Origin of the sequence: Marivirga aurantiaca (assembly GCF_016679925.1) — a bacterium.
Taxonomy (GTDB): domain Bacteria; phylum Bacteroidota; class Bacteroidia; order Cytophagales; family Cyclobacteriaceae; genus Marivirga; species Marivirga aurantiaca.
On sequence record NZ_JAEQBW010000001.1, the window covers coordinates 552,744 to 575,656 of the forward strand.

A 22,913-nucleotide genomic window follows, 5' to 3' on the forward strand; every position below is an offset into this window, starting at 1 on the left:
TAGTTCATTAGAGGAATATAACTACTTAGCTGCACAAGCCTCTATCTCAATCAATAAATCAGGATGAGCCAATGAATATACCGCTATGGTACTTCTTGCAACTTTTTCTTTCAAGTTATCATTATTGAAAAACTCTCCATAGGCTTTGAACCATGCATCAAAATCTACTTCTCCGGTGTTACGGTTAGGGGCCAGATAGACTCTTAGAAAATACACATCTTTTAATTCAAACTTAGCTTCTTGTAGTGTGGCCTCTATCTTTTTTAAGGTGGCCACACTTTGCTCATAGGTGTTGCCATATCGCTGATAAGTTCCTATTTCAGCATTTTCATCTTTCACAGGAGCAACCAGTCCGCTAGTGAAATACAGCTCTTTACCTACAGGAATATAAACACCTTTTAGTATACCGCTTTCGGGTCTGTCGTACCTTATTATTTCATTTGTAGAAATATGGTTCTCCTGGTTTTGGCAAGAGAAAGCACTTGTTAAGAGGAAAGAAAGGAGCAGTACTTGATGAAACTTTATCATGGAGATTAATGAGTTGATGTATCTGTTAAAGTTACCATTTTTGTCTTTTGATTAAAATTGTGCGGTCTATTTTAATTTTATATCAAACTAAATAGCAGTCCATGCGTTAAGAGATAAATTGATCTGCAATCACTAGCACAAAACATTTCTTTTTAATACCTTTCAGAAAACCTTCAGGAAATGGCAATACTTTTTATTGACATTGAAACAGTTCCCCAGCAACAGAACTATCAGTCATTAACCGAAAAAGAAAAAGAATTTTGGAATTATAAAGCGAAATTTATCGCTAAGGAAGAACAAACAGCAGAAGATGCTTACCCCCGTGCCGGCATATATGCAGAATTTGGGAAGGTAATTGTAGTGTCATTGGGCTGGTTCTCGGGAGTTGGTGAGCAAGCAAGCCTGAGAGTGAAAACTTTGGCCAATGATGATGAAGTAGCACTGTTAACAGAATTGATTGAAATTTTAGTAAAAGTTGATAATTCACATACCTTATTATGTGGGCACAATATAAAAGAGTTTGATGTGCCCTATATTTGCAGAAGAATTTTAATCAATGGCCTAAAACTTCCCGATATGTTGGACGTATCCTCTAAAAAGCCATGGCAAACACCTTACCTGGATACTTTGGAGATGTGGAAATTTGGGGATCGAAAACATTATGCCAAATTAGATTTGTTAGCCCACATTTTTGAATTACCTACAAGCAAGGATGATATAGATGGTAGCATGGTGAACGAAATATACTATAAGCATCATGACTTAGCGCGGATTGCCAGTTATTGCGAGAAAGACGTAGTACTGACTTGTCAGCTGTACCTGAAAATGAATTCATTGCCCATTTTGGAGAATGGCCAAATAAAAATTACTACTTCCTGATTTATTAAAGCTATTTTAATAGTGAGTTAACAGGAAGTTTATCAAACAACATTATATTTAATTATGAGTAAAAATAAAAGAACATCTGATAAAAAGAAGCCCAATAAAGTGGCTAGGAATTTATCAGAATTGAAAAATGAAATACAACAGATCCTTGATTTCAATGTCCATAAATCCTACACAGTTAGGAATATAGCCAAAGCATTGCAAAGCAATACAGCTGAGACTAAAAAGTATATTGAGAAGATATTAAATGAGCTATTGAATGAAGGTAAAATAGAAAAAGCCTCACGGAATTCCTTTGTTTCAATTAAAGAGCCGGACTATATTACTGGTAGGGTAGATCATGTCAATCCACGAGTGGCCTATATTATTGTAGAAGACCGAGAGGTGGATGTTATAGTAAAAGCAACTAACCTCAAAGGTGCCATTCATGGAGATACTGTGAAGGTAGTGGTTACCAAGAAAAATAAAGAGGGTAGGGAAGAAGGAAAAGTTCTTGAAATTGTAGAACGAGGTAAAACACAATTTGTAGGAAGGATAGACATGTCCGTTCGCTACGCATTCCTGATACCTGACAGTAGAGGAATACATACTGATTTTTTTATCAATAATGATCAATTGGCAGGAGCCAAGCATCAGGATAAAGTGATAGTGGAGGTGACTAATTGGCCGGACAGCCCGGAAAGAAAACCTGAAGCCAGGGTGATTCGTGTTTTAGGTAAAGCCGGGGACAACGAAGCTGAAATCCATTCAATCATGGCTGAATTTAATTTACCCATGGAATTTCCTGAAGCAGTGTTAAAGGAGTCTGAAAAAATCAGCGATCAAATTACTGAAAAAGAGATCTCCAAACGAAGGGACATCCGCGGAGTAACCACTTTTACAATCGATCCTGTAGATGCCAAAGATTTTGATGATGCCATTTCCTTTCAAAAACTGGAAAACGGTTTCTATGAAATAGGAATCCACATTGCGGATGTAACCTACTATGTTAAGCCTGATACTTTGTTAGAGGATGAAGCTTACCAAAGAGCTACCTCCGCTTACTTGGTTGACAGAACAGTACCTATGCTTCCTGAAAGACTATCCAATGGTTTGTGTTCGCTACGCCCTAATGAAGATAAACTTACCTTTTCAGCTATTTTTCAGTTAGATGATCATGGTACAGTGCATAGCGAGTGGTTTGGGAGAACAATTATCCATTCAGATAAAAGGTTTGCTTACGAAGACGCCCAGGCCATCCTGGATTCGCAAACAGGAGACCATGTGCAGGAATTACATAAGCTAAATGAGATAGCCAAAAAGTTAAAGCAAAAGCGTTTTGAACAGGGGGCTATCGCCTTTGAATCAGTTGAGGTAAAATTTAAGCTGGATGAGAATGGGAAACCACTGGGTATAGTACCGAAAGTACGTCAGGATGCCCATAAGCTTGTGGAAGAGTATATGCTATTGGCCAATAGAAAAGTAGCAGAGTTTATTGCCACCAAGAAAAAGGGGGAACAGAAATTGACCTTTGTTTATCGTCAACATGATTATCCTGATCCTGAAAAATTAAATACTTTCTCCATTTTTGCCAAGAGGTTTGGTCATGATTTAAAGGTGGAGGAAAAGTCCATTTCCAGATCATTGAATAATCTAATGAGTGATATTGAGGGTAAACCAGAGCAAAACGTGCTGGAAAGCCTGGCTATTCGCTCTATGGCAAAAGCAAAATATACCACCAAAAGTTCTTTCCACTTTGGGTTGGCCTTTCAATATTATACACATTTCACATCACCTATCCGAAGATATCCTGATGTAATGGTTCACCGCTTATTACAACACTATTTGGATGGTGGCAAGTCAGTCAGTGCTGAGCAATATGAAAGCAAGTGCTTACATTCCTCAGATATGGAAAAGCGGGCTTCTGATGCCGAAAGGGCTTCCATTAAGTATAAACAAGTGGAATATATGGCTTCAGTGGAGGATAAACCTTTTGCAGGATTAGTAACCGGAGTAACCGAATGGGGTATTTTTGTAGAAATCATTGAAACCAAATGTGAGGGCATGGTACGTCTGGCTGACATGCAGGATGATTATTATGAATTTGATGAGAAAAATTACCGGGTGTTTGGTAGGAACAACAAGCGAATGATCACTTTGGGGGACAAGGTGACTGTAGTTGTGAAAAACACCGATATTGATAAAAGAACAATTGATTTGGCTTTTGTAGAAGGGGAGAAGTAAATTTCTTCTTTCAAAAGGTAATGAGTCAAAAAAAATACCGGCCGATCGGCCGGTATTTTTTTTGAACTTATATGGATTCTAAAAATAAATTACAAATGTTCGTCATTTGATTTTTATTTTCAGGTAGCTACAAATGATTCTCGTGTAATTGCCTAATAGGCTCTATTTAATTTTCCAATGCAGCTACTCCCGGTAATGTTTTACCTTCCATATATTCAAGTAAAGCTCCGCCACCTGTAGAAACATAGCTTACTTTGTCACCAAAGCCTAAACTGTTAACGGCTGCTGCAGAGTCGCCACCACCTATTAAAGAAAAGGCTCCTTTTTCTGTGGCTTTTACTACAGATTCTGCTATTGATTTGGTTCCCTTGGCAAACTTCTCCATTTCAAACACTCCCATTGGACCATTCCATAGAATGGTTTTGGAATTCTCAATAGTCTGTTGGAAAATAGCGGTTGCTTCCGGTCCAATGTCAAGTCCCATCCAGCCGTCTTCAATAGAATGGTTTTGGGCCGTTTTGGTATTGGCATCTTCTGAAAATGCATCGGCTATGATTGAATCGATTGGTAATTTGAGGTCAACCCCTTTTGCCTTAGCTTTTTGTATTAATTCCCTGGCTAAATCTACCTTATCTTCTTCAACCAAAGAATTACCTATTTTCCCTCCCAATGCTTTAAAAAAGGTATAGGACATTCCACCACCAATGATCAGGTTGTCTACCTTGTTCAAAAGTTTTTCAATAATTTGAATTTTATCTGAAATTTTGGCACCACCCATAATAGCGGTATAGGGTTTATCGGCTTTCTCTAACACTTTATCGGCATTCTTTATTTCAGCTGACATTACATGTCCGGCCATTTTATCGGTAAAAAATTTAGCCACTACTGTGGTAGAGGCATGTGCCCGGTGGGCAGTACCAAAGGCATCATTTACATATACATCGCCCAATTCGGAAAGGGATTTGGCGAACTCCTCATCACCTTTGGTTTCCCCATCGTAGAACCGCACATTTTCCAGTAACAAAACTTCGCCTGCTTTCAATTCGCTTGCTTTATTTTTCGCTTTGTCGCCAACAGCCTCTTCACTGAAATGGACTTTTGTTTCATAAGCTTTTTCGAGTTCTTTTACAATGTGCCTAAGAGAAAATTTGTCTTCCGGGCCTTCTTTTGGCCTGCCCAGATGTGACATTAAAATCACTTTCCCCCCGTCATTTATTATTTTCTTTACTGTAGACACAGTAGCATCTATTCTGGTGTGGTCGGTTACCTCAAAGGCTTTGTTTAATGGAACATTTAAATCTACCCGTACTAAAGCTGTTTTGTTTTCAAATGAATAATCGTCTATGGTTCTCATCTTGTATTTATTTTTAAAGTTGTCGATTTAAATGGATGCTCTTTTTAATCTGTCATTGATGGCTTTGCCCAATCCTGTATTAGGTACTAGTTCAGTTAATATTATATCAACTGAACTTTCATCTAATAAACGAAGATAGGAAAATAGGTTTTTGGCAGCCTCATGCATATCTTGTTTTTCGCTTAAAATATAGGACAAGTCTGCCTCACTATATTCCTTATGAAAAGACAATACTCCAATATTAAGTCCTTTACATTGGATCAATAATTCTTCAATATTGCCTAAAATAATTTTCTTTCTTGGAGCATAATGGCTTTTTAGCATTCCCGGAGCATCCGGCTGCGAGCTAGAGTGCTCCATAACTTTAACTTTACCAATAATGCTTTCAATTTCATTTACATCCAATCCCCCCAGTCTGTAAACTACCGGTTGATCTTTATCGAAACCTACAATGGTGGATTCGATACCCACATTGCTAACTTCTCCATTCAGAATGTATTGGATTTTATCGCCTAATTGATTTTGTACATGCACCGCACTGGTAGGGGATATATAGCCAAAGGGATTGGCACTTGGAGCGGCTAAAGGATAATCCAAATTTTGTAATAGCTCTAATGCCACCGGATGATTAGGGATTCTGAAAGCAGCTCTGTCCAAACCTGAACAGGTTAGGTCTGGTACTTTATTGTTTCTTTTGAGCAGGATGGTAAGTGGGCCCGGCCAGAATTTATGGGCTAGCTCTATAGCTTCTTCAGGTATGTTTTCAGTATAAAGTTTGATGGCATCAATGCTATGGGTGTGTAAAATTAGCGGATCGAAATAAGGCCTGTTTTTTACTTCGAATATTTTACTGACAGCTTCAGTATTTAATGCATTTCCTGCCAGTCCGTACACAGTTTCGGTAGGAAGTCCTACTAACTCACCTCTATCAAGTAGGGATTTCGCTTTTTGAATGTTGTTGCCTATCTCTGCCATATTTCTGCCGCTAATTTAGAGGAAAATTGCCTTAAGCCACAGATTTATGAAAAGAGAATTTTATATTTAAGTTACTAATCACCAAAACAGAAAATGAAATGAGCAGAAAAACGAAAAATTTACTAAAGTTAGTAGCTATTATCCTTGTGATGATCTTAGTTTTTATGGAATTAGGAATTATTGCCATTCCGGCATTGGTTGCTTATAAATTTTGGTTGAGTGTTATTGCCTTCTGTATTGTGCTAATTGCATCCTGATTTAAAAAATACCACAAAACAATTATTCATTGCTTTGTGGTATTACTTATTTATTTGCAAAATTTATCCAATGCATTTTCTGCATCTTGAAAGCCTCTGTTTTTTGCTTTTACCAGATGATCGCAGCCCTCTTCCGGCTTGCCGGTATTTATTTTTATGAAGCCCAACCAATAAAAAGCTTCCCCACTTTCAGGATTCAATTCCAGTGTTGTATTTAACAACTTCTCTGCTTCCTCAAAGCCACCTAATTGGATAAAAACCTTTGCATTGTTTAGGTGGGGAATGTAATTATTAGGAGAAAGTTTGATGGCAAATCTATTATCCTCAATAGCAGCCTCATATTGCTTCAGTTCGAATAGTGTTGTACCCCTGTTGATGTACAAATCGGCATCATTGGGCTTTAGATTGATGGCCCTATTGTAATCTAATAATGCATTTTCGTAATTATTTAGCTCCAGATGAGTATTTCCTCTATTATAGTACGGCTTATAATTGGAGGTATCCAATTCTATGTATTTGTTAAAATCCTCAATTGCTTTGGAGTATTCCTCTTTTTGAAAATAGGCAACCCCTCGCATATTGAGTGCATCCAAATTTGTATTATTAGTTGATAATGCTTTATTGAGGTAATTAATAGCTTCGTCATAGGATTCTTCCTGCATTTTGGCCCTGCTTTCTTTTAATAGCGTTTCTTCCGATGGGTTACAGCTAAAAGTGAAAAGCATGATAATGAGTAAGTAGTTGATTTTTAGAGACATTTTGCTTTAGTTATAATTATTGTAAAATGTGAAAAATATTACATGCATTAGAAAAACTGCTTTTGTGATAAATTGTAATCAGAAAAGCATGTTACATTTGTAATAAGCTTTACGATTCATTTTTCAAATGAGCGTAATTTTAAGGTTGATAGTTTACCCCGGTTTGGTTCACCGGGGTTTTTTTATGTCTTGTCATTTCTACTAACATTTTCAAATTCCAATATAAAATCCTTTCCAAATGCTTGAGCAGGAGTCAGGTAACCTCTTTTATTTTCTGTATGGGTTAACTTTATGGCAGCTCCAAGTGCAGTTAGGGCTGTTAACCTGTAAGCCTCTGGTGTGACAAGGGTACTCGTTAGAGTTTCTCCCTCGTTGTTTGTCACTGTTCCCACCACATAGGTTTTTCCATGCGTGAGTGCTTCATCTGAAGGGCCTGTCACAGTGTTTTCAATTTTTTTTCTTACCATTTTTTGAATCCATGAAATGCCGAGCAAAAACTTCAGAAATCTATAACGTTTGATTTTCTTCAACATTTTTCTACTTGCCCCGGAATATATTTCAATAGTAGGAATTCCTGTTTGGTGGTGAGCGGTCATCAGGTCACCCCAGGGGATAGTCATACACCATTGTTTACGGTGAGGAAATTCAATCTCTTTTATTTTATAGGCTAAAGGCACATTGGTTAATCTTCCATTTTTTCTGATATATCCACCTTTGGAAATATTTTTGGCCATGGTTACTGCTGTTCCTCTTGACATCCCGGTTTTATCACCTACAAAAGCCATTTCCAGATGAGAGGCATCAGGCATCCTTTCTTTTAAATGAGCAGCCAGACAATCTGTGGGAACTACATCAAAACCCACCCCGGGGATCATTGCAATCCTGGCTTGCTTTGCTTCATTATCGAAAGCCATTATATTTTCAAAAACTGATACTTCTCCTGTAATATCCAAATAATTGGTTTTGCTGGCAAGACATGCTTTTACCATAGGTAAGGCTGTTTCTGAGAAAGGGCCGGCACAATGAATAACAGTATCGAAATTCTGTAAGAAGGATTTTAGTCTTTCACTTTCTTCTAAAGAGATAACAGTGGCTTCATAACCGGTTTGATCAGCTACTTTTTGAAGTTTTTCTTCATTTCTCCCTGCTAAATGAACCAAAACGGATTGTTTTTTTGCTTCTTTGGTAATTAATTGACCTGTATATCCGTAAGCTCCATAAATAAGTATTCTGGCGTGCATTTTAAAATAGCTTTTGAGTTTTCTCAACCATTCTCAGGATTGAGGGATTGCTGGTTAGTACTTTTATTTCCTCAGTACCAAGCCACTTAAATTCTTTACTCTCATTATTGATTTTTGTTGCTTCTGAATTGGCTACAAAAAAAGCATAACGCACATCGTAATGCTCATGCTCTTTAACGGACTGGTATTCCGGAATTGTATGTATGTCAATATCGAATATACCTGTAGATACAATGCGCAAATCTGTAAGGTTCGTTTCTTCTTCTACTTCCTTTATAGCCACCAGTTCCAAATCATGCATGCCATCTGCATGACCGCCCGGTTGAAGCCATCTGTTTAACTTTTTATGCTTAAGTAATAGGATGGTTTTGTGCATTTTATCTATTAGCCAGGCTGAAGCTGTAAAATGGGCATCAGCGGATTCTCTCAGAAAGGCTTTTTCACCTTTTTCTGCCAGATGCAAAAGCATTTTCTCCTTAAAATATAACTCTTCAGGAAATTCTGAATGATAACGAGATAATTGCTGTTTAAATTTTTTCATAAAAAAAGACCACCCAAGCTAGTCAGGTGGTCTTAGATTTCAAAGTATAGTACTTTATTGTTTTGTAGCAGTCAAAGTAATGCTTTTTTCTTCATCTGTTGCTTTTGGGAAGCTTGATTGATAAGTTAAAGTCAATGTTGTTCCACTTACAGTGAAATTAATTGCTCCTCCGGGAGTAAGTGTCATTACATCCAAATTGTCATTCAATGAAATAGTACCACTTGCAGTAATAACTTCACTATGATTTAGGTTATTGTCATTTAAAGTACCAATTCCTGTTAAGGCAAAAGAGCTATTTTCAGCTGTGTAATTAACAGTAACCCCAGTTAAAGGCAATGTTTCATTAGGCGTTACAGCCTGCGTAATTTCCCAGGTACCATTAAGTTCATTAAGCTTTTCTTGCTCAGGACTTACATCATCATCAGGTTTACATGCAGTAAAAACCAAAGCAAAAGCAAGTACAAAGTAGCTTAATAGTGTTAATTTCTTTTTCATAGTGATTAAATTAATTGGATTCCTTTTAAAAATTAAGTTTAAAGTATTGATATATATTGTCAATACCAATTGAATTCTATTTTAATTGTTCAATATTAATTAAATTATCTGTAAATCTAGTAAATTCTTGTTCATCATTTGAAAAAAATAATGTTATTCTTTCATTAATTTTTCCTTTTATTAACTCATTATACCACTCTTTACCGGCTTTGTCAAGATGAGAAGTTGGTTCATCCAGGAGTAATACATTGGAGTGATAACAGGTAGCCAGAATGATTTTTAAACGCTGTTTCATCCCTGATGAAAATTCCTGAACAGGCTTGTTCAAACTGTCAGACAACTGTGCCTTGTCAATTTCCTCCAGCAGATCACTGTCAAAGTAAACTTTTTTGAATTTACTGTGAAATTCAATATGTTCCGCCAAAGTGAACTCCTCAACCAAATCTAAATAGGGGGCACAAATATTAATATGTTGAAAGTGATTGTCTTTCGGAACTAATATTTCGTTTTCTGTAAAATTTACACTTCCTGATGAGGGTGCAATATATCCTGCTATGATTTTGAGCAGGGTAGATTTCCCACTACCATTTGATCCTGTTATGGCATAAGCCTTATTGGTCAGGAAAGTAGCATTAAGACCTTTAAATAAGGTGTTACTAACAAATTTCTTTGAAAGGTTTGTTAGTTTAATTTCCATCAAACATCAGTTTAATTGCTGTAACCTTTCATAATACCTCTTTCCGATTGTCTTACAAAGGAGGTAATATTATCTCTTTCTTCGCTACTTGGGATGAGTGTTTCAATTTTTTCAAGGGCTTTGGCATTGTTGAGCCCACTCAAATACAAGTTTCTGTAAATTTCCTGAATATCATTAATTCTTTCATTTGAGAAGCCTCTTCTTCTCAGCCCTACAGAATTAATACCACAATAAGTAAGAGGTTCTCTTGCAGCTTTTACATAGGGAGGTACATCTTTTCTGACAAGTGAGCCACCGGAAATCATTACATGACGTCCTACTTTGACAAATTGATGTATGGCAGATGCCCCACCAATAATAGCCCAATCATCAATAGTAACATGCCCACCTAGCTGAACTGAATTAACAATAATGCAATTGTCACCAATCATGCAATCATGTGCAATATGTACAAAAGCCATAATCAGGCAATTCGACCCTATCTTGGTTGTTTTTTTGTCATCTGTACCTCTGCTGATGTTGACGTATTCCCTAATAATTGTATTGTCTCCTATTTCAGTAAGCGTTTCTTCCCCTGCGAATTTAAGATCCTGGGGAATGGCCGCAATTGTTGCACCTGAAAAAATCTTACAACCCTTTCCTATTCTGGCGCCTGAATTAATGACTGCATTAGGCCCAATCCAGGTGTTATCTGCGATTTCCACATTTTTATCGATAAAAGCAAAAGGCTCTATGACCACGTTTTTACCTATTTTGGCCTCAGGGTGTATATAATTTAATGAATTTCCCATTTATGTAAATGTTTTTAATTAAACCAAGTAGCGGTTGAATATATAATAATTCCTTTCCGGACTCATTTGGTTTTATACTTGCTCAAGTTTTGGAATTTATTTAGCAACTTCTTCTTTTTTAACAATTCTTGCAGTAAGTGTTGCTTCGCTTACTACATTATTACCTACAAATGCTGTTCCGTGCATTTTAGCAATTCCTCTTTTTATAGGAGCTAATAATTCACATTTTAAAATTATTGTATCTCCGGGTTTTACAATTCTACGAAACCTGCAATTATCTATTCCTAAAAAATAGGTCCAGTAGTTTTCAGGATCAGGTACTGTGCTGAGCACTAGTATTCCTCCTGTTTGTGCCATTGCTTCAACCTGTAAAACTCCCGGCATCACCGGATTATCAGGAAAATGTCCCTGAAAGAAATTTTCATTGATGGTTACATTCTTTACCCCAACCACAGTTTTATGATCCTGATGAATGATTTTATCCACTAACTGGAATGGATATCTATGCTTAAGTTTTGCTGAAATACCCTCAATATCTAAAATAGGCTCTGCATTTGGATCATATTTTGGAGCTGTTCTTTCCGCTTGTTTAATAGCCTTTTTTATCCTCTTTGCAAATTCTACATTAGTAGAATGACCGGGTCTTGCTGCCAGAATTTGTGCTTTGATTGGTCGGCCAACCAAGGCTAAATCTCCTACAACATCCAATAATTTATGTCGAGCAGGTTCATTCTTATGGCGCAAGTCTATATTGTTTAATATGCCCTCTTCTTTTACTTCAATTTTTGGCTTGTTAAATAGTTTAGCCAACTCATCTAATTCTTTTGGCTCAATTAACTTATCCACAATGACAATTGCATTGTTTAAATCGCCACCTCTAACAAGATTGTTATTATATAAATACTGTAGCTCATGTAGGAACACAAATGTTCTGCTTGAGGCTATCTCAGTTTTAAAATCCTGGATTTTATTCAAAGAAGCATGCTGGCTTCCCAGTACTTTTGAATTATAGTCAACCATTACCGTAACCCGATAGTCATCTACAGGTAGGGCTGCCATTTCAACATTTTTTACTTCATCACGATAGAATATGCCTTCCGGCAATTCAAAAAAGTTTCTCAATGCATTTTGCTCTTCAAGGCCTGCTTCTTCAAGTGCTTCAACGAATAGAATGGCACTACCGTCCATTATCGGAACTTCTGCCGCATCTATTTCAATTAAAATATTATCAATCTGTAGACCTACCAGGGCAGCTAAAACATGTTCAACAGTAGATACTCTGCCTCCATCTTTTTCAAGTGTTGTTCCTCTGGAAATGTCAACTACTAAATCTGCATCAGCTTCAATGATGGGTTGGTGAGGAAGGTCTACTCTTTGAAATTTTATGCCTGAATCTATTTCATCTGGTTTGAATGTAAGATTAACTTTTCCTCCTGTATGAAGTCCTACCCCTGAAACGGTAATAGATTTTTTAATGGTATGCTGCTTTGTATACATTTAGTTTTTCTTGTCAGTCGGCAAATTTAAAATTTTTTCTTCCAAATTCTGTACCTTCAAGGATAATTCAGGTAGGTTTTTAAAAATAGTATTTGCTCGCAGAAATTTTTTATGTTCAAAACCCACATAGCCTGACAAAATAGTGTGGGGTTTCCTCACGGTTTTTGATATGCCTGATTTCGCACTTACTGTGGTATGATCTGCTACTTCAATGTGACCTACTATGCCCACCTGACCAGCAATTACACAGTTTTTGCCAATTTTAGTAGAACCTGATATGCCAGTTTGGGATGCAATTACTGTATTTTCACCGACCTCAACATTATGAGCAATTTGAACCAGGTTATCAATTTTGGCTCCTTTTCTAATAATGGTTGATCCTAACGTAGCACAGTCTATAGTTGTATTGGCTCCTATACTTACGTTATCTTCCAGTATAACATTGCCCAGCTGAGGAATGGTTTTGTAACTGCCATCTGCCTGAGGCGCAAATCCAAAGCCATCACTTCCAATTACAGCCCCTGCTTGCAAATTACATCGCTTACCTATTTTGCAATCCGCATATACCTTTGCTCCCTGGAAAATAATGCTTTCATCACCAATTTCTACATTATCACCTATATGAACTTGTGGGTATATTTTAACATTTTTACCTATTTTAACATTTTTGCCGATATATGAAAATGCTCCTCTGTATACCCCTTCACCTACCTGGCTTCCCTCACCCAGAAAGCAGGGTTCTTCTATGCCCGATTTCGCATACGAAACGATGGTGTGGTACTCTTCCAAAAGGCGGGTAAAAGCGGAGTATGGATCCTTGACTTTTATAAGTGCGGGTAATATTTTCTTTTTTGGTTGAAAATCTTCCTTTACAATAATAGCAGCAGCATGCGAACTATAGATGAAATGCTCATATTTAGGGTTGGATAAAAAGCTGATAGTCTTTTCTTTTCCTTCCTCTATTTTGCCTAAATTGTCCACTAAACGGCTTCCATCACCTTCTAATTGACCTCCAATTAATTCGCTAATTTGTTTTACACTAAATTCCATTTAAAATTTTAGATCTATATTGAATTTACAAAGATACAGTTTTCGGGAGGCAGAGATAATATTTTTTCACTATTTTACTCATTGCTTTTATATTTGGTAAATCGGCCGCCTGTGCAATATCTATAACATTTCCTTTTTTTGTTAAAATATTGATACTTTTGCCTCCCAAAATGTAAGCGGAATTGGTCACTTCTCCATGTGATAAAAAATAAGAGGCTTCTTTATTTAATAAATGATGCTCTTGAACGATCGCTAATTTAAAGGCTTTTATATCTGATTTTGCAAGTGGCTCATTGCTCAATTTGATTTTGAATAAATCTCTATTCAGTAATCTTCCGCTTAATTGGCTCAAAACCTTGTCTTTATTTGTAGACCATGTTTTTATAGCATGCCAAATATCCACATCATCTAATAATGAAAAGTGGGCAATAATTTCCGGCTTGTCCTGAATATCATCCAAATTAAAATTGTTTTCCAAAAAGTATTTTAAAGCTTTGGAAACATCATTAAGGCTATGTACTTCCTTTGCTCGTGCCATTAGGTTTATCAACATTCTTTCGGCACTAAGGGCTGTTTTATGTAAATATACCTGCCAATACATTAATCTTCTGGCATTCAAGAAATTCTCAATGCTGTAAATGGCTTTTTCCTCCACCACTATCTGATCATCTACTACCATTAAATGACTAATGATCCTGTCCACACTAATGTTTCCTTCCGAAACTCCTGTATAAAAGGAATCCCTGTTTAAATAATCTAACCTGTCAACATCCAACTGACTGGAGATCAATTGGTGAAAAAACTTTCTTGAATAGGTGTTTTTAAACATGGAAATGGCCAAATCCAACTTGTTTGAAAATTGAATATTTAACATTTTCATGAATTGGAGAGAAATATTTTCATGCGTAATGTTCTGTAACAAGCTAAATTCCAACGCATGAGAGAATGGGCCATGGCCAATGTCGTGCAATAATATAGCTATCTGCGCAGATTCATATTCCTGATCCGAAATGTCAATCCCTTTTTCCTTTAACTGATCCAATGCCATTCCCATTAAATGTGTGGCGCCTAAAGCATGATGAAATCTGGTATGGGTAGCTCCCGGATAAACAAATTCGCTCAAACCCAACTGTCGGATCCTACGTAAGCGTTGAAAGAAGGGATGATTTACGATTTTAAAAAGTAAATCACTTTTTATTGTAATGAAACCATAAATTGGGTCGTTTATTTTCTTTATCTTTTCCAACACTTACAATTTTTAAATACAAATATAATTTATGCAAAACTATCAGATTTTATGGGCAGATGATGAAATTGATCTATTAAAACCTCACATTATTTTCCTTGAAAACAAGGGATATAAGGTAACGCCTGTGAATAATGGTTCCGAAGCCATTGATTTGTGCCAGGAAAACAACTATGATATCGTGTTTTTAGATGAGAATATGCCGGGGATGACAGGTCTTGAAACATTAAGTGTGATCAAATCCAATAATCCCAATTTGCCGGTGGTAATGATTACCAAAAGTGAGGAAGAATATATAATGGAGGAAGCTATTGGTTCCAAGATAGCCGATTATCTGATTAAGCCACTTAATCCCAACCAAATATTGCTTTCGGTAAAAAAGATTTTGGACAACAAACGCCTGGTTACTGAAAAAACGAATCAAGGTTATCAACAGGATTTTAGGAACATAAGCCTGGCTTTTGGTGATGACTTAGACCATGAAGAATGGGCTGAAATGTATAAAAAGCTGGTCTACTGGGATTTGGAAATAGACCAAACAGAAGATCAAAGTATGGCAGAGGTGCTTTCTATGCAACATGTGGAAGCAAACAATAATTTTGCCCGCTTTATTGACGAAAATTATGAAGATTGGTTGAACGATTCTAAAGCAGATGCCCCATTAATGAGTCATCAGCTAATGGAAAAAAAGGTTTTTCCGTTATTGGGGGATGTTCCTGTGTTTTTTATTGTGATAGATAATTTACGCTTCGATCAGTGGAAATTAATTGAAGGGGAAGTTTTGAAACATTTCAAACTGGATGAGGAAACCAACTACTATTCCATTTTACCTACCACTACTGCCTATGCGAGGAATTCAATTTTTTCCGGCTTGTTGCCAGATGAAATGGCTGGCAGGCATCCAGATATCTGGGTAGGAGAGGATATTGACGAAGGAAAGAATAATCATGAAGATGAGTTTTTGGATAGGCATTTGAAACGGAGAAATATTAAAGACAAGTTTTCTTATAATAAAATAGTAAATGTAAACCAGGGTAAACAAATATTGGATAATGTTTCCCAGTTGATGGATAATTCCCTCAATGTGTTGGTCTATAATTTTGTGGATATGCTTTCGCATGCTCGCACAGATATGAAAATGATCCGTGAACTGGCTGCTGATGAATCAGCTTATCGTTCCCTGACACAGAGTTGGTTTTTACATTCGCCTCTATTGGAATTACTGAAGAGGATTTCCAATAAAAAAGTAAAAGTGGTGATCACAACAGATCACGGAACAATTAGGGTTAAAAAACCTTTTAAAATTGTGGGCGATAAGAACGTAAATCCTAACTTACGCTACAAACAAGGTAAAAACCTGGGTTATAAAAATAATAATGATGTTTTGGAAGTGCCTAAGCCTGAACGTTTTCATTTACCAAAATTGAATGTGAGTACATCATATGTCTTTACCAAAGGAGAAAGTTTTTTTGCATATCCCAACAATTACAATTACTACGTAAACTACTTCAAAGATACTTTCCAGCATGGAGGTGTTTCGATGGAGGAAATGATAATTCCTATTATTTCCTTATCTTCGAAGAATGGAAAGTGAAATCGATAAAAATTTGCTTTTTGAAAAAGTGAAACTGGTTGATTTGGCAGAAGTTGCAAGGGAAATTTTTCATTTTGGAAAAGAATACTCTATTTGGGCATTTCAAGCTGAAATGGGAGGTGGTAAAACCACCTTTATAAAAAGCCTTTGTAGTTATCTGCAGGTTTCAGATCATGTAAGTAGTCCGACATTTGCATTGGTGAACGAGTATGAATCACCTAAAGTAGGCCTTATTTATCATTTCGATTTCTATAGAATTAAGAATGAATTAGAAGCTTTTGAAATAGGGGCTGAGGAGTATTTTTATTCTGGGAATTTATGTCTGATCGAATGGCCTGAAATGATTCCTTCACTACTTCCTGATTCTTTTCTGAAAATTAGTATTGTTAGTGCTGATAAGGCTGACAGCAGGATGATTAAAGTTGAAAAACATGGCAAAGGAGATGTCTCGTAAGGGATTTGAAGTATTGGCCCGGAAATCAGGGCTTTATCCCCAGGAAGAATTATTGGCTGTAGAAAAGAGGAACAATTCCTTACAAATTGGTATCCCCAATGAAATCTCTTTGCAGGAACGGAGAGTGCCTTTAACTCCCGGAGCGGTGGCTTTATTGACCAACAACGGACATGAAATTATAGTAGAAAGTGGGATGGGCAAAAGCTGTAATTTTGGCGATAATGAATATAGCGATGCGGGTGCCAAAATAGTTTACTCCGCCAAAGAGGCTTTTGAAGCACATTTGGTCGTTAAAATTGAGCCTCCTACCAAAAAGGAAATTGAATATTTTAAACCTGGTAAGTTTTTGATTTCTGCCTTGCAAATTGGACAATTGGATAAAGCTTATTTTGAGGCTTTAAATGAAAAGAAGATAAATGCGATTGGGGTTGAACTGATTGAAGACAAAGTAGGAGGGATGCCGATAGTGCGCGCAATGAGTGAGATTGCAGGAATTTCAGCTATCCATATTGCCACGGAACTCCTTAATAACCTGAACAATGGAAAAGGAATCATTTTAGGTGGAATTACAGGAGTGCGGCCTACCAAGGTGGTAATCCTGGGTGCCGGTACGGTTGGGGAATACGCTGCGCGAGCTGCTTTAGGTTTGGGGGCTACAATAGAAATTTATGATAACCAACTCTACAAATTAAGAAGGATAAAACACGCATTGGGGCAGCCTGTTCATACCAGTACGTTGGATACCGTAATGTTAAGCGAGTCACTTATGGAAGCCGATGTAGTAATTGGAGCGATCAGAGCTGAAAAAGGGCGAAATAGATGCATCATTACAGAAGAAATGGTAATGAATATGCAAAAGGATGCTGTGATTATTGACGTTACCATTGATCAGGGAGGTTGTGTAGAAACTTCCGAAGTTACCACGCATGATAAACCCACTTTCAGGAAATTTGATGTAATCCATTATTGTGTGCCCAATATAGCCTCAAGGGTTTCACGTACAGCCAGCACAGCAGTAAGCAATATCTTGACCCCGATACTTTTACAAGCCGCTGAAGTTGGTGGAATTGAAGAAATGATTTTTAGCCACTCATGGTTTATGAAGGGTGTTTACACTTATAAAGGTGGCTTGACCAACATGCATATTGCCAAAAAATTCAATTTAAAGTATAAGGAATTGAGTTTGCTAATGGCAGCCAGATTCCAGTAAGGTTGGAATATTTTTATCTTCTATGAATAGCACTATGAAATAATTGGAAATTGATAAATTATCAATTATATTCATCTGTATGTTTATTTATATTCACTAATGAAGAATTTTATAGTTCTCTTTTTAATTGTAATGATGGCCTTCCAATGGCTGGGAAGCTTATTTACAATTAGCTTAGTTGATGCTATTGTAGTGAGAACTACTATGACTGCAAAAGAAAATTTAATGGCTGATTATTTGTCTGAGAGGTTTCAATTATCTTCAGATATAAGAATTTTAGAGGTAGACCCTGCTAATTATGTGAGAATGGGCTACAGTGCGCCATTTATTTTTTCAGATGATACGAATGGTGAACTTTCTCATTATTCAATTATGAATGAAGACACAAAAATATTGATAGAATTGAAGGAACTTAGCTTAGTTGATCTACAGGAAAATATGAATCCTCATATTATTTATTGCTTTTTCCCTATCTTTATTAGCGCCCTAAATCCTATAGAAATTGAAAATAACTATTTAATTGAGCAGATGTGCATCACCAGTTATTCTGAATTTTATCAATCTGTATACCCTTCTATTTTATTACCCCCACCTAATTTCTTAGTTTGATTTTTTGTTTCTCCTAAAATACATCTCATTCAGAGGTTTAAGGAGTAATTCATTTATTCAATTTCAAACTAATTCACAATGAAAAAAACATTCATATTGATGATGCTTAGTCTCTATGCATCATATAATTATGCGCAAGGCCTTATACTTGACGGCTTTATGCAAAAGAAAGGAGATATTATATCTGCCTTAAGTTTTAGCACTGAAAATTACGATACCTATTATGTAGGAGAAGTTAAAACACAAAACCCTAATTTAGGTACAATTACTACTAATAGTACAAGTTTATATGTTGTTGGAGGAATCACGGATTATTTAAATGTAGTAGTCAATTTACCTTATATTTCTTCCAAACCATCTGCGGGCTTTTGGTCTCCTCAAAGTGACTTTCAAGATTTAAGTATATTCCTGAAAGGAAGACTTTTTAATCACAATTTTGAATCTGTAGGCCAATTTTCACTTTCGGCAGGCTTAGGTTACAGTACTCCAATAAGTCAATACATAGCGGATGCACCTATTTCCATTGGCCACCAGGCCAAAAGGACTGAGTTCAGGCTTTTAGTCCAACATCAATTACCAATGGGTTTATTTATAATGGCTCAAGGAGGGTACTTGCATAATTATAATGTAACCATTGACAGAGGGTATGAAGTATTAGTTCCTGACGCCTTCGACTTTACTGCAAGAATTGGTGGTAACATAAAATCTTTCTATGCGGATGCCTGGTTAAGTAATCAAATAGCAAAAAAAGGCACCAATATAGGGCCTGGCGTCCCCTTTCCGGGAAATGCGATATCATTCTTAAGAACAGGTTTCAATCTATATTCCACATTACCTTTTGTGAAAAACTTAGGTGTTAGTGCCGGAATGGGTTTTACATTATCAGGTGAAAATATCGGAAAAGCGACACGTATTAGTGGAGGTTTAGTCTATAAATTATCGGTTTTAAAATAAAGAAAGAAATGAAGAATATTTACCTATATATAATAAGCGGCATTTTTATATTATTAATGCTGGCATGTAAGGAGGATCTTCCTGAGATGGAGAAACTCCCCATACTAAATCCTGTCAGTACTGACGCTGAAGCAGTTAACTGGCAAACTGTCCTCGATTTAGATTATCATAATTTAATAAGTATAGATCCGGCTGCTGAAGCTAATACTCCCGCTTATCAAAATGAGTTATCAGAATTGGTGACCATTACGAATGCAAGAACTGCAGAACAAGCGAGAAAAGCAGAATACTGGTCTGCAGGAGCAGTATTAAGATGGAATGAAATAGCACAGGAACTAGTGAGTAAGTATAATGTGGCACCACGCGTAGGTCAAGCTACTGATCCTCAAAAACCTTTTGCACACCCACCTTTTGCAGCAAGGGCTTATGCTTTGTTAAGTGTTGCTCAGCAGGATGCACTAATTAATACCTGGATTTATAAATATGAGTTTAACCGCCAGGCACCTGCTAGTTATGCGCAAGATATAGACTTATTATTCGAAATAAGTGATCTTCCGTCTTACCCTTCGGAACATGCTGTAGTGGCGAAAGTTTCTCAAGAGGTTCTAAGTTATTTATTTCCATTAGAGAAAGAGTATTTGGAAGAATTGGCAGAGGAACATATAGAAAGCAGGAAATGGGCAGGAGTAAATACGCAAAGTGATAATCTGGCTGGAATAAAAGTAGGGGAAGTAATTGCAGGGCAAGTAATAAATTATGCTAAATCTGATAGAATGAGTGAGGCAAATGATCCGGAGGATAGGCATTTAATTTACTTTGACATTGCCAATCAGATAAGTGTGCCATGGAAATGTATTGAAACACCTTTGCGTAAGCCAATGGTGCCTTTTTATAGCATAGTAAAAACATGGCATGATTCTACAGAAGTTTATAACACAACACCTCCTCCTCCCCCTGCAATAGGAAGCAATGAGTTTAATGAAGATATTAAATTTGTGAGAAATATTTGTGACAATAGAACGAGGGAACAATGGAGAATCGCAGATTTTTGGGCTGATGGGGGAGGGACTTCTACTCCTCCGGGACATTGGAACAGAATTGCAAAAGGTTTGATTTCAAATGAAAGCTTAAGCGAAGTGAGAGCAGCCAGAATTTTTTCTGTAATGAATAGAGCCATGATGGATGCGGGTATTTTGTCCTGGTGGTCTAAATATAAATATTACTTACCCAGACCTTCTCAGATTGACGAGAAGATTACTATTGCCACGGGTATACCTAATTTCCCCTCTTATGTTTCAGGTCATTCAACCTTTTCTGCTTCTGCGGGCACAGTGTTGAGTCATTTTTTTCCTGGAGAAAGAGAAAATCTCAAGCAAATGTATGAGGAGGCAGGTATCTCCAGAGTATATGGAGGTATCCATTATAATTTTGATAATTTGGCCGGAAGAGAAGCAGGTATTGAAATAGGTGAGATAGCCATTAAAGAAGCATTACCTAATAATTTAAATTAACGACTTTTGAGCACCAAATTTATTATTAAATCATTCTTGAATAAAGGTAAATTCAAGAATGATTTAATTCTTTCAAAGCTTAATTTTCTTGGTAATTTCCTTAATCTCAGTTGCCCTTCCTCAGAAAAACTTAACACATCATTTCATGTGTATATGTTTATTTCCATTAGTCACATGCCCCAAAGGGATCCCTTCGGGAGAATTCAATAAATTTTATTCATCCTCGGTTGGTATGTTAAGGATTCTAAAATTTATGTTCATTTCATGTGTATATAATTTGTTTTTAAGTTGTCACATGGAATAGTTCAGCCACCATAAAGCCTCATAACCGCCATTTGCGTTTATGACTATTTCATGTGTTTATGTTCGTTTTAAGTTGCCACATGGAATTCGCGATAAATATTCATCTGGCGGTTGGTATAAATTCGCCCTCGAATATTTATGCTCATTTCATGTATAATGTCTGCAGTAAGTAAGACTTCAGCAATTCCATATCATGAAGCAATAATCTCTTCTTCAAATAACTTAAAAGATTTCCTGTGAAGCTCACAAATTCCAAACTGTTCAATTCCTAGTCTGTGGGTTTTAGTAGGATAGCCAACATTCCTTTCCCATCCATAATGCGGATGCTTTTTGGCCAAATCCTTCATTAGGTCATCCCTATATTCCTTGGCCAATACTGAAGCTGCTGCTATGCTGAAATATTTACTATCCCCTTTAATAATACATGTATGGGGAATATTGTGATATTTTTTGAAGCGGTTCCCATCGATTAACAAAAAATCAGGAGAGCATTTCAATTGATCCAAAGCTCTGTGCATGGCCAAAAAAGAGGCATTCAGGATATTTATTTTATCAATTTCTTCTGGAGAACATGAAGCAATAGCCCAGGAAATAGCACTTGCTTTTATTTCCTCAACCAAAACAGCTCGTTTTTTTGCAGACAATTTCTTGGAGTCTGTTAAGTAAGGGTGGGTAAAGGAAGCAGGCAAAATGACGGAAGCAGCTACTACAGGTCCTGCCAAACAACCTCTGCCTACTTCATCGCAACCAGCCTCAAAATAGTTTTCTTTATTGTAGATGGATAAAAGACTCATTTCACCAATTGAAACATATAACCGATACCCAAACTTACAAAACTTTGACTGTAAGCCAGTGTTTCATTATAAAAAGAAACTATATCCATACCTGCATGCACATCAAATTGCAATTTGTTGTTCACCAGGTAAGCCAGACCACCGTTGAAATAATTTAAAGGAGTGGTTGATATTGATCGGTTGCCATAAAACTCCAGATAAGGAGAGAAATCATTGATAGTATAGACGCTTTTCAATGTGTAATTAAATTGTGTGCTTCTTTCATTAAAGCCTTGATGAATACCCAGGTTATAGGTGAATATCCAGCTATCATTTAAACTGTGCAAGGCAATGAAATTTAGTCTAAGCAGACTCTTTTCTTTCATGAAATAACCCTGGCTTTTAGGTAATGTTACTTCCGCAACAAAAGCTGTTTCAGGAATTAAATCATTTTCTTCTGTCAGGTTCACTTTAATTCCCAGCATCAGTGGAGAGAGGCCTTTTTGCCATCCTAATTCATTCAATTGGTCATTTTCAAGTATGCGCTCACTTTGTATGCTTTGATTTACCCTTAACTCCAGTCCGTTGATAATCCCGTATCGTAAGAGTGTATTATTGAAGTTGATGAGCTGTTGAGTCAAGGAGGTGTTAAAGCTTTCAGATTGGAAGGAAAATCCACTTTCAATTTGAAAATATCCTTTTGGTACCGTTCGCGAAGCATCTGAGAAACCGGGCCTGTCCGTATTGATCACCGACCCGTTGTTTTGTGCATTTAGCCAGATAGGCATAAACACCAATGCCAGGAGGAAACATTTTTTCATAGGCAGGTTTGTTTTCGTCTGTGAGCTTAAAAGTAATAATTTTTAATCATTGGACTAGTTTAAATTAGTATAAAAAAAGTAGGAGCATCAGGTTGTTTTTCAGTGAAATTATGGCTGAAAATTATAATAATATCAAATAAGGGATG

The 22,913-nt window shown here is 36.6% G+C and carries 23 protein-coding genes; 9 read left to right on the forward strand and 14 right to left on the reverse strand.

Annotated features, from left to right (window positions below; all coding sequences use genetic code 11):
* Positions 1 to 21 precede the first annotated feature (21 nt).
* Complete coding sequence (locus tag JKA74_RS02385) at positions 22 to 528, reverse strand: Rid family hydrolase (RefSeq protein WP_201429557.1); 507 nt, start codon at positions 526 to 528, stop codon at positions 22 to 24.
* 180 nt (positions 529 to 708) lie between these two features.
* Here JKA74_RS02385 and JKA74_RS02390 point away from each other — a divergent pair, with 180 nt between their 5' ends.
* Together JKA74_RS02390 and rnr are read left to right on the forward strand one after the other, a co-directional pair.
* Positions 709 to 1,407, forward strand: coding sequence for a 3'-5' exonuclease (locus JKA74_RS02390; RefSeq protein ID WP_201429558.1), 699 nt, complete (start codon positions 709 to 711; stop codon positions 1,405 to 1,407).
* Between the two features lie 63 nt (positions 1,408 to 1,470).
* The gene (gene rnr, locus JKA74_RS02395) at positions 1,471 to 3,636 is read left to right on the forward strand and encodes a ribonuclease R (protein WP_201429559.1); all 2,166 of its coding nucleotides are present in this window, start codon (positions 1,471 to 1,473) and stop codon (positions 3,634 to 3,636) included.
* A gap of 166 nt (positions 3,637 to 3,802) precedes the next feature.
* Here the strand turns inward: rnr and JKA74_RS02400 are convergent, their stop codons facing one another.
* Together JKA74_RS02400 and JKA74_RS02405 are read right to left on the reverse strand one after the other, a co-directional pair.
* Complete coding sequence (locus JKA74_RS02400) at positions 3,803 to 4,990, reverse strand: phosphoglycerate kinase (protein ID WP_201429560.1); 1,188 nt, start codon at positions 4,988 to 4,990, stop codon at positions 3,803 to 3,805.
* Positions 4,991 to 5,017: 27 nt separating this feature from the next.
* Positions 5,018 to 5,965, reverse strand: coding sequence for an L-threonylcarbamoyladenylate synthase (locus tag JKA74_RS02405; protein WP_201429561.1), 948 nt, complete (start codon positions 5,963 to 5,965; stop codon positions 5,018 to 5,020).
* A 98-nt stretch (positions 5,966 to 6,063) separates the two neighbouring features.
* Here JKA74_RS02405 and JKA74_RS02410 point away from each other — a divergent pair, with 98 nt between their 5' ends.
* The gene (locus JKA74_RS02410; protein WP_201429562.1) at positions 6,064 to 6,222 is read left to right on the forward strand and encodes a hypothetical protein; all 159 of its coding nucleotides are present in this window, start codon (positions 6,064 to 6,066) and stop codon (positions 6,220 to 6,222) included.
* A gap of 50 nt (positions 6,223 to 6,272) precedes the next feature.
* On the opposite strand, the gene JKA74_RS02415 is transcribed toward JKA74_RS02410, so the two are convergent.
* The 9 genes from JKA74_RS02415 to JKA74_RS02455 form a co-directional block, all read right to left on the reverse strand.
* The gene (locus JKA74_RS02415) at positions 6,273 to 6,980 is read right to left on the reverse strand and encodes a tetratricopeptide repeat protein (protein WP_201429563.1); all 708 of its coding nucleotides are present in this window, start codon (positions 6,978 to 6,980) and stop codon (positions 6,273 to 6,275) included.
* A 182-nt stretch (positions 6,981 to 7,162) separates the two neighbouring features.
* Positions 7,163 to 8,221, reverse strand: coding sequence for a saccharopine dehydrogenase family protein (locus tag JKA74_RS02420; protein WP_201429564.1), 1,059 nt, complete (start codon positions 8,219 to 8,221; stop codon positions 7,163 to 7,165).
* Between the two features lies 1 nt (position 8,222).
* Positions 8,223 to 8,762: an NUDIX hydrolase gene (locus JKA74_RS02425; protein WP_201429565.1), complete on the reverse strand. Its 540-nt coding sequence runs from the start codon at positions 8,760 to 8,762 to the stop codon at positions 8,223 to 8,225.
* A gap of 54 nt (positions 8,763 to 8,816) precedes the next feature.
* Positions 8,817 to 9,257 (reverse strand): hypothetical protein, encoded by a 441-nt coding sequence (locus tag JKA74_RS02430; RefSeq protein WP_201429566.1) that lies wholly within the window; start codon positions 9,255 to 9,257, stop codon positions 8,817 to 8,819.
* A gap of 76 nt (positions 9,258 to 9,333) precedes the next feature.
* Complete coding sequence (locus JKA74_RS02435) at positions 9,334 to 9,954, reverse strand: ABC transporter ATP-binding protein (RefSeq protein WP_201429567.1); 621 nt, start codon at positions 9,952 to 9,954, stop codon at positions 9,334 to 9,336.
* Positions 9,955 to 9,965: 11 nt separating this feature from the next.
* Entirely contained in the window at positions 9,966 to 10,745 is a 780-nt protein-coding gene (gene lpxA / locus JKA74_RS02440; RefSeq protein ID WP_201429568.1) for an acyl-ACP--UDP-N-acetylglucosamine O-acyltransferase, read from the reverse strand.
* A gap of 96 nt (positions 10,746 to 10,841) precedes the next feature.
* A complete protein-coding gene (locus tag JKA74_RS02445) occupies positions 10,842 to 12,242 on the reverse strand; it encodes a bifunctional UDP-3-O-[3-hydroxymyristoyl] N-acetylglucosamine deacetylase/3-hydroxyacyl-ACP dehydratase (RefSeq protein WP_201429569.1) in 1,401 nt (466 codons plus the stop codon).
* Positions 12,243 to 13,292: a UDP-3-O-(3-hydroxymyristoyl)glucosamine N-acyltransferase gene (gene lpxD / locus JKA74_RS02450; RefSeq protein WP_201429570.1), complete on the reverse strand. Its 1,050-nt coding sequence runs from the start codon at positions 13,290 to 13,292 to the stop codon at positions 12,243 to 12,245.
* 25 nt (positions 13,293 to 13,317) lie between these two features.
* A complete protein-coding gene (locus JKA74_RS02455; protein WP_201429571.1) occupies positions 13,318 to 14,538 on the reverse strand; it encodes an HD domain-containing protein in 1,221 nt (406 codons plus the stop codon).
* Positions 14,539 to 14,569: 31 nt separating this feature from the next.
* On the opposite strand from JKA74_RS02455, the gene porX reads away from it, so the two are divergent.
* The 6 genes from porX (at position 14,570) to JKA74_RS02485 (ending at position 20,870) form a co-directional block, all read left to right on the forward strand.
* Positions 14,570 to 16,132: a T9SS response regulator signal transducer PorX gene (gene porX, locus JKA74_RS02460; protein ID WP_201429572.1), complete on the forward strand. Its 1,563-nt coding sequence runs from the start codon at positions 14,570 to 14,572 to the stop codon at positions 16,130 to 16,132.
* Entirely contained in the window at positions 16,122 to 16,586 is a 465-nt protein-coding gene (gene tsaE, locus JKA74_RS02465; RefSeq protein WP_201429573.1) for a tRNA (adenosine(37)-N6)-threonylcarbamoyltransferase complex ATPase subunit type 1 TsaE, read from the forward strand. The genes porX and tsaE overlap by 11 nt, the downstream gene beginning before the upstream one ends.
* Positions 16,564 to 17,796: an alanine dehydrogenase gene (locus tag JKA74_RS02470; protein WP_201429574.1), complete on the forward strand. Its 1,233-nt coding sequence runs from the start codon at positions 16,564 to 16,566 to the stop codon at positions 17,794 to 17,796. The genes tsaE and JKA74_RS02470 overlap by 23 nt, the downstream gene beginning before the upstream one ends.
* A 99-nt stretch (positions 17,797 to 17,895) precedes the next feature.
* Entirely contained in the window at positions 17,896 to 18,405 is a 510-nt protein-coding gene (locus JKA74_RS02475) for a hypothetical protein (protein WP_201429575.1), read from the forward strand.
* A gap of 78 nt (positions 18,406 to 18,483) precedes the next feature.
* Positions 18,484 to 19,359 (forward strand): hypothetical protein, encoded by an 876-nt coding sequence (locus JKA74_RS02480; protein ID WP_201429576.1) that lies wholly within the window; start codon positions 18,484 to 18,486, stop codon positions 19,357 to 19,359.
* A gap of 8 nt (positions 19,360 to 19,367) precedes the next feature.
* Positions 19,368 to 20,870: a vanadium-dependent haloperoxidase gene (locus JKA74_RS02485; protein WP_201429577.1), complete on the forward strand. Its 1,503-nt coding sequence runs from the start codon at positions 19,368 to 19,370 to the stop codon at positions 20,868 to 20,870.
* Between the two features lie 494 nt (positions 20,871 to 21,364).
* On the opposite strand, the gene JKA74_RS02490 is transcribed toward JKA74_RS02485, so the two are convergent.
* Together JKA74_RS02490 and JKA74_RS02495 are read right to left on the reverse strand one after the other, a co-directional pair.
* Positions 21,365 to 21,967 (reverse strand): ribonuclease HII, encoded by a 603-nt coding sequence (locus JKA74_RS02490; RefSeq protein ID WP_201429578.1) that lies wholly within the window; start codon positions 21,965 to 21,967, stop codon positions 21,365 to 21,367.
* A complete protein-coding gene (locus JKA74_RS02495; protein WP_201429579.1) occupies positions 21,964 to 22,767 on the reverse strand; it encodes a transporter in 804 nt (267 codons plus the stop codon). The genes JKA74_RS02490 and JKA74_RS02495 overlap by 4 nt, the downstream gene beginning before the upstream one ends.
* Positions 22,768 to 22,913 lie beyond the last annotated feature (146 nt).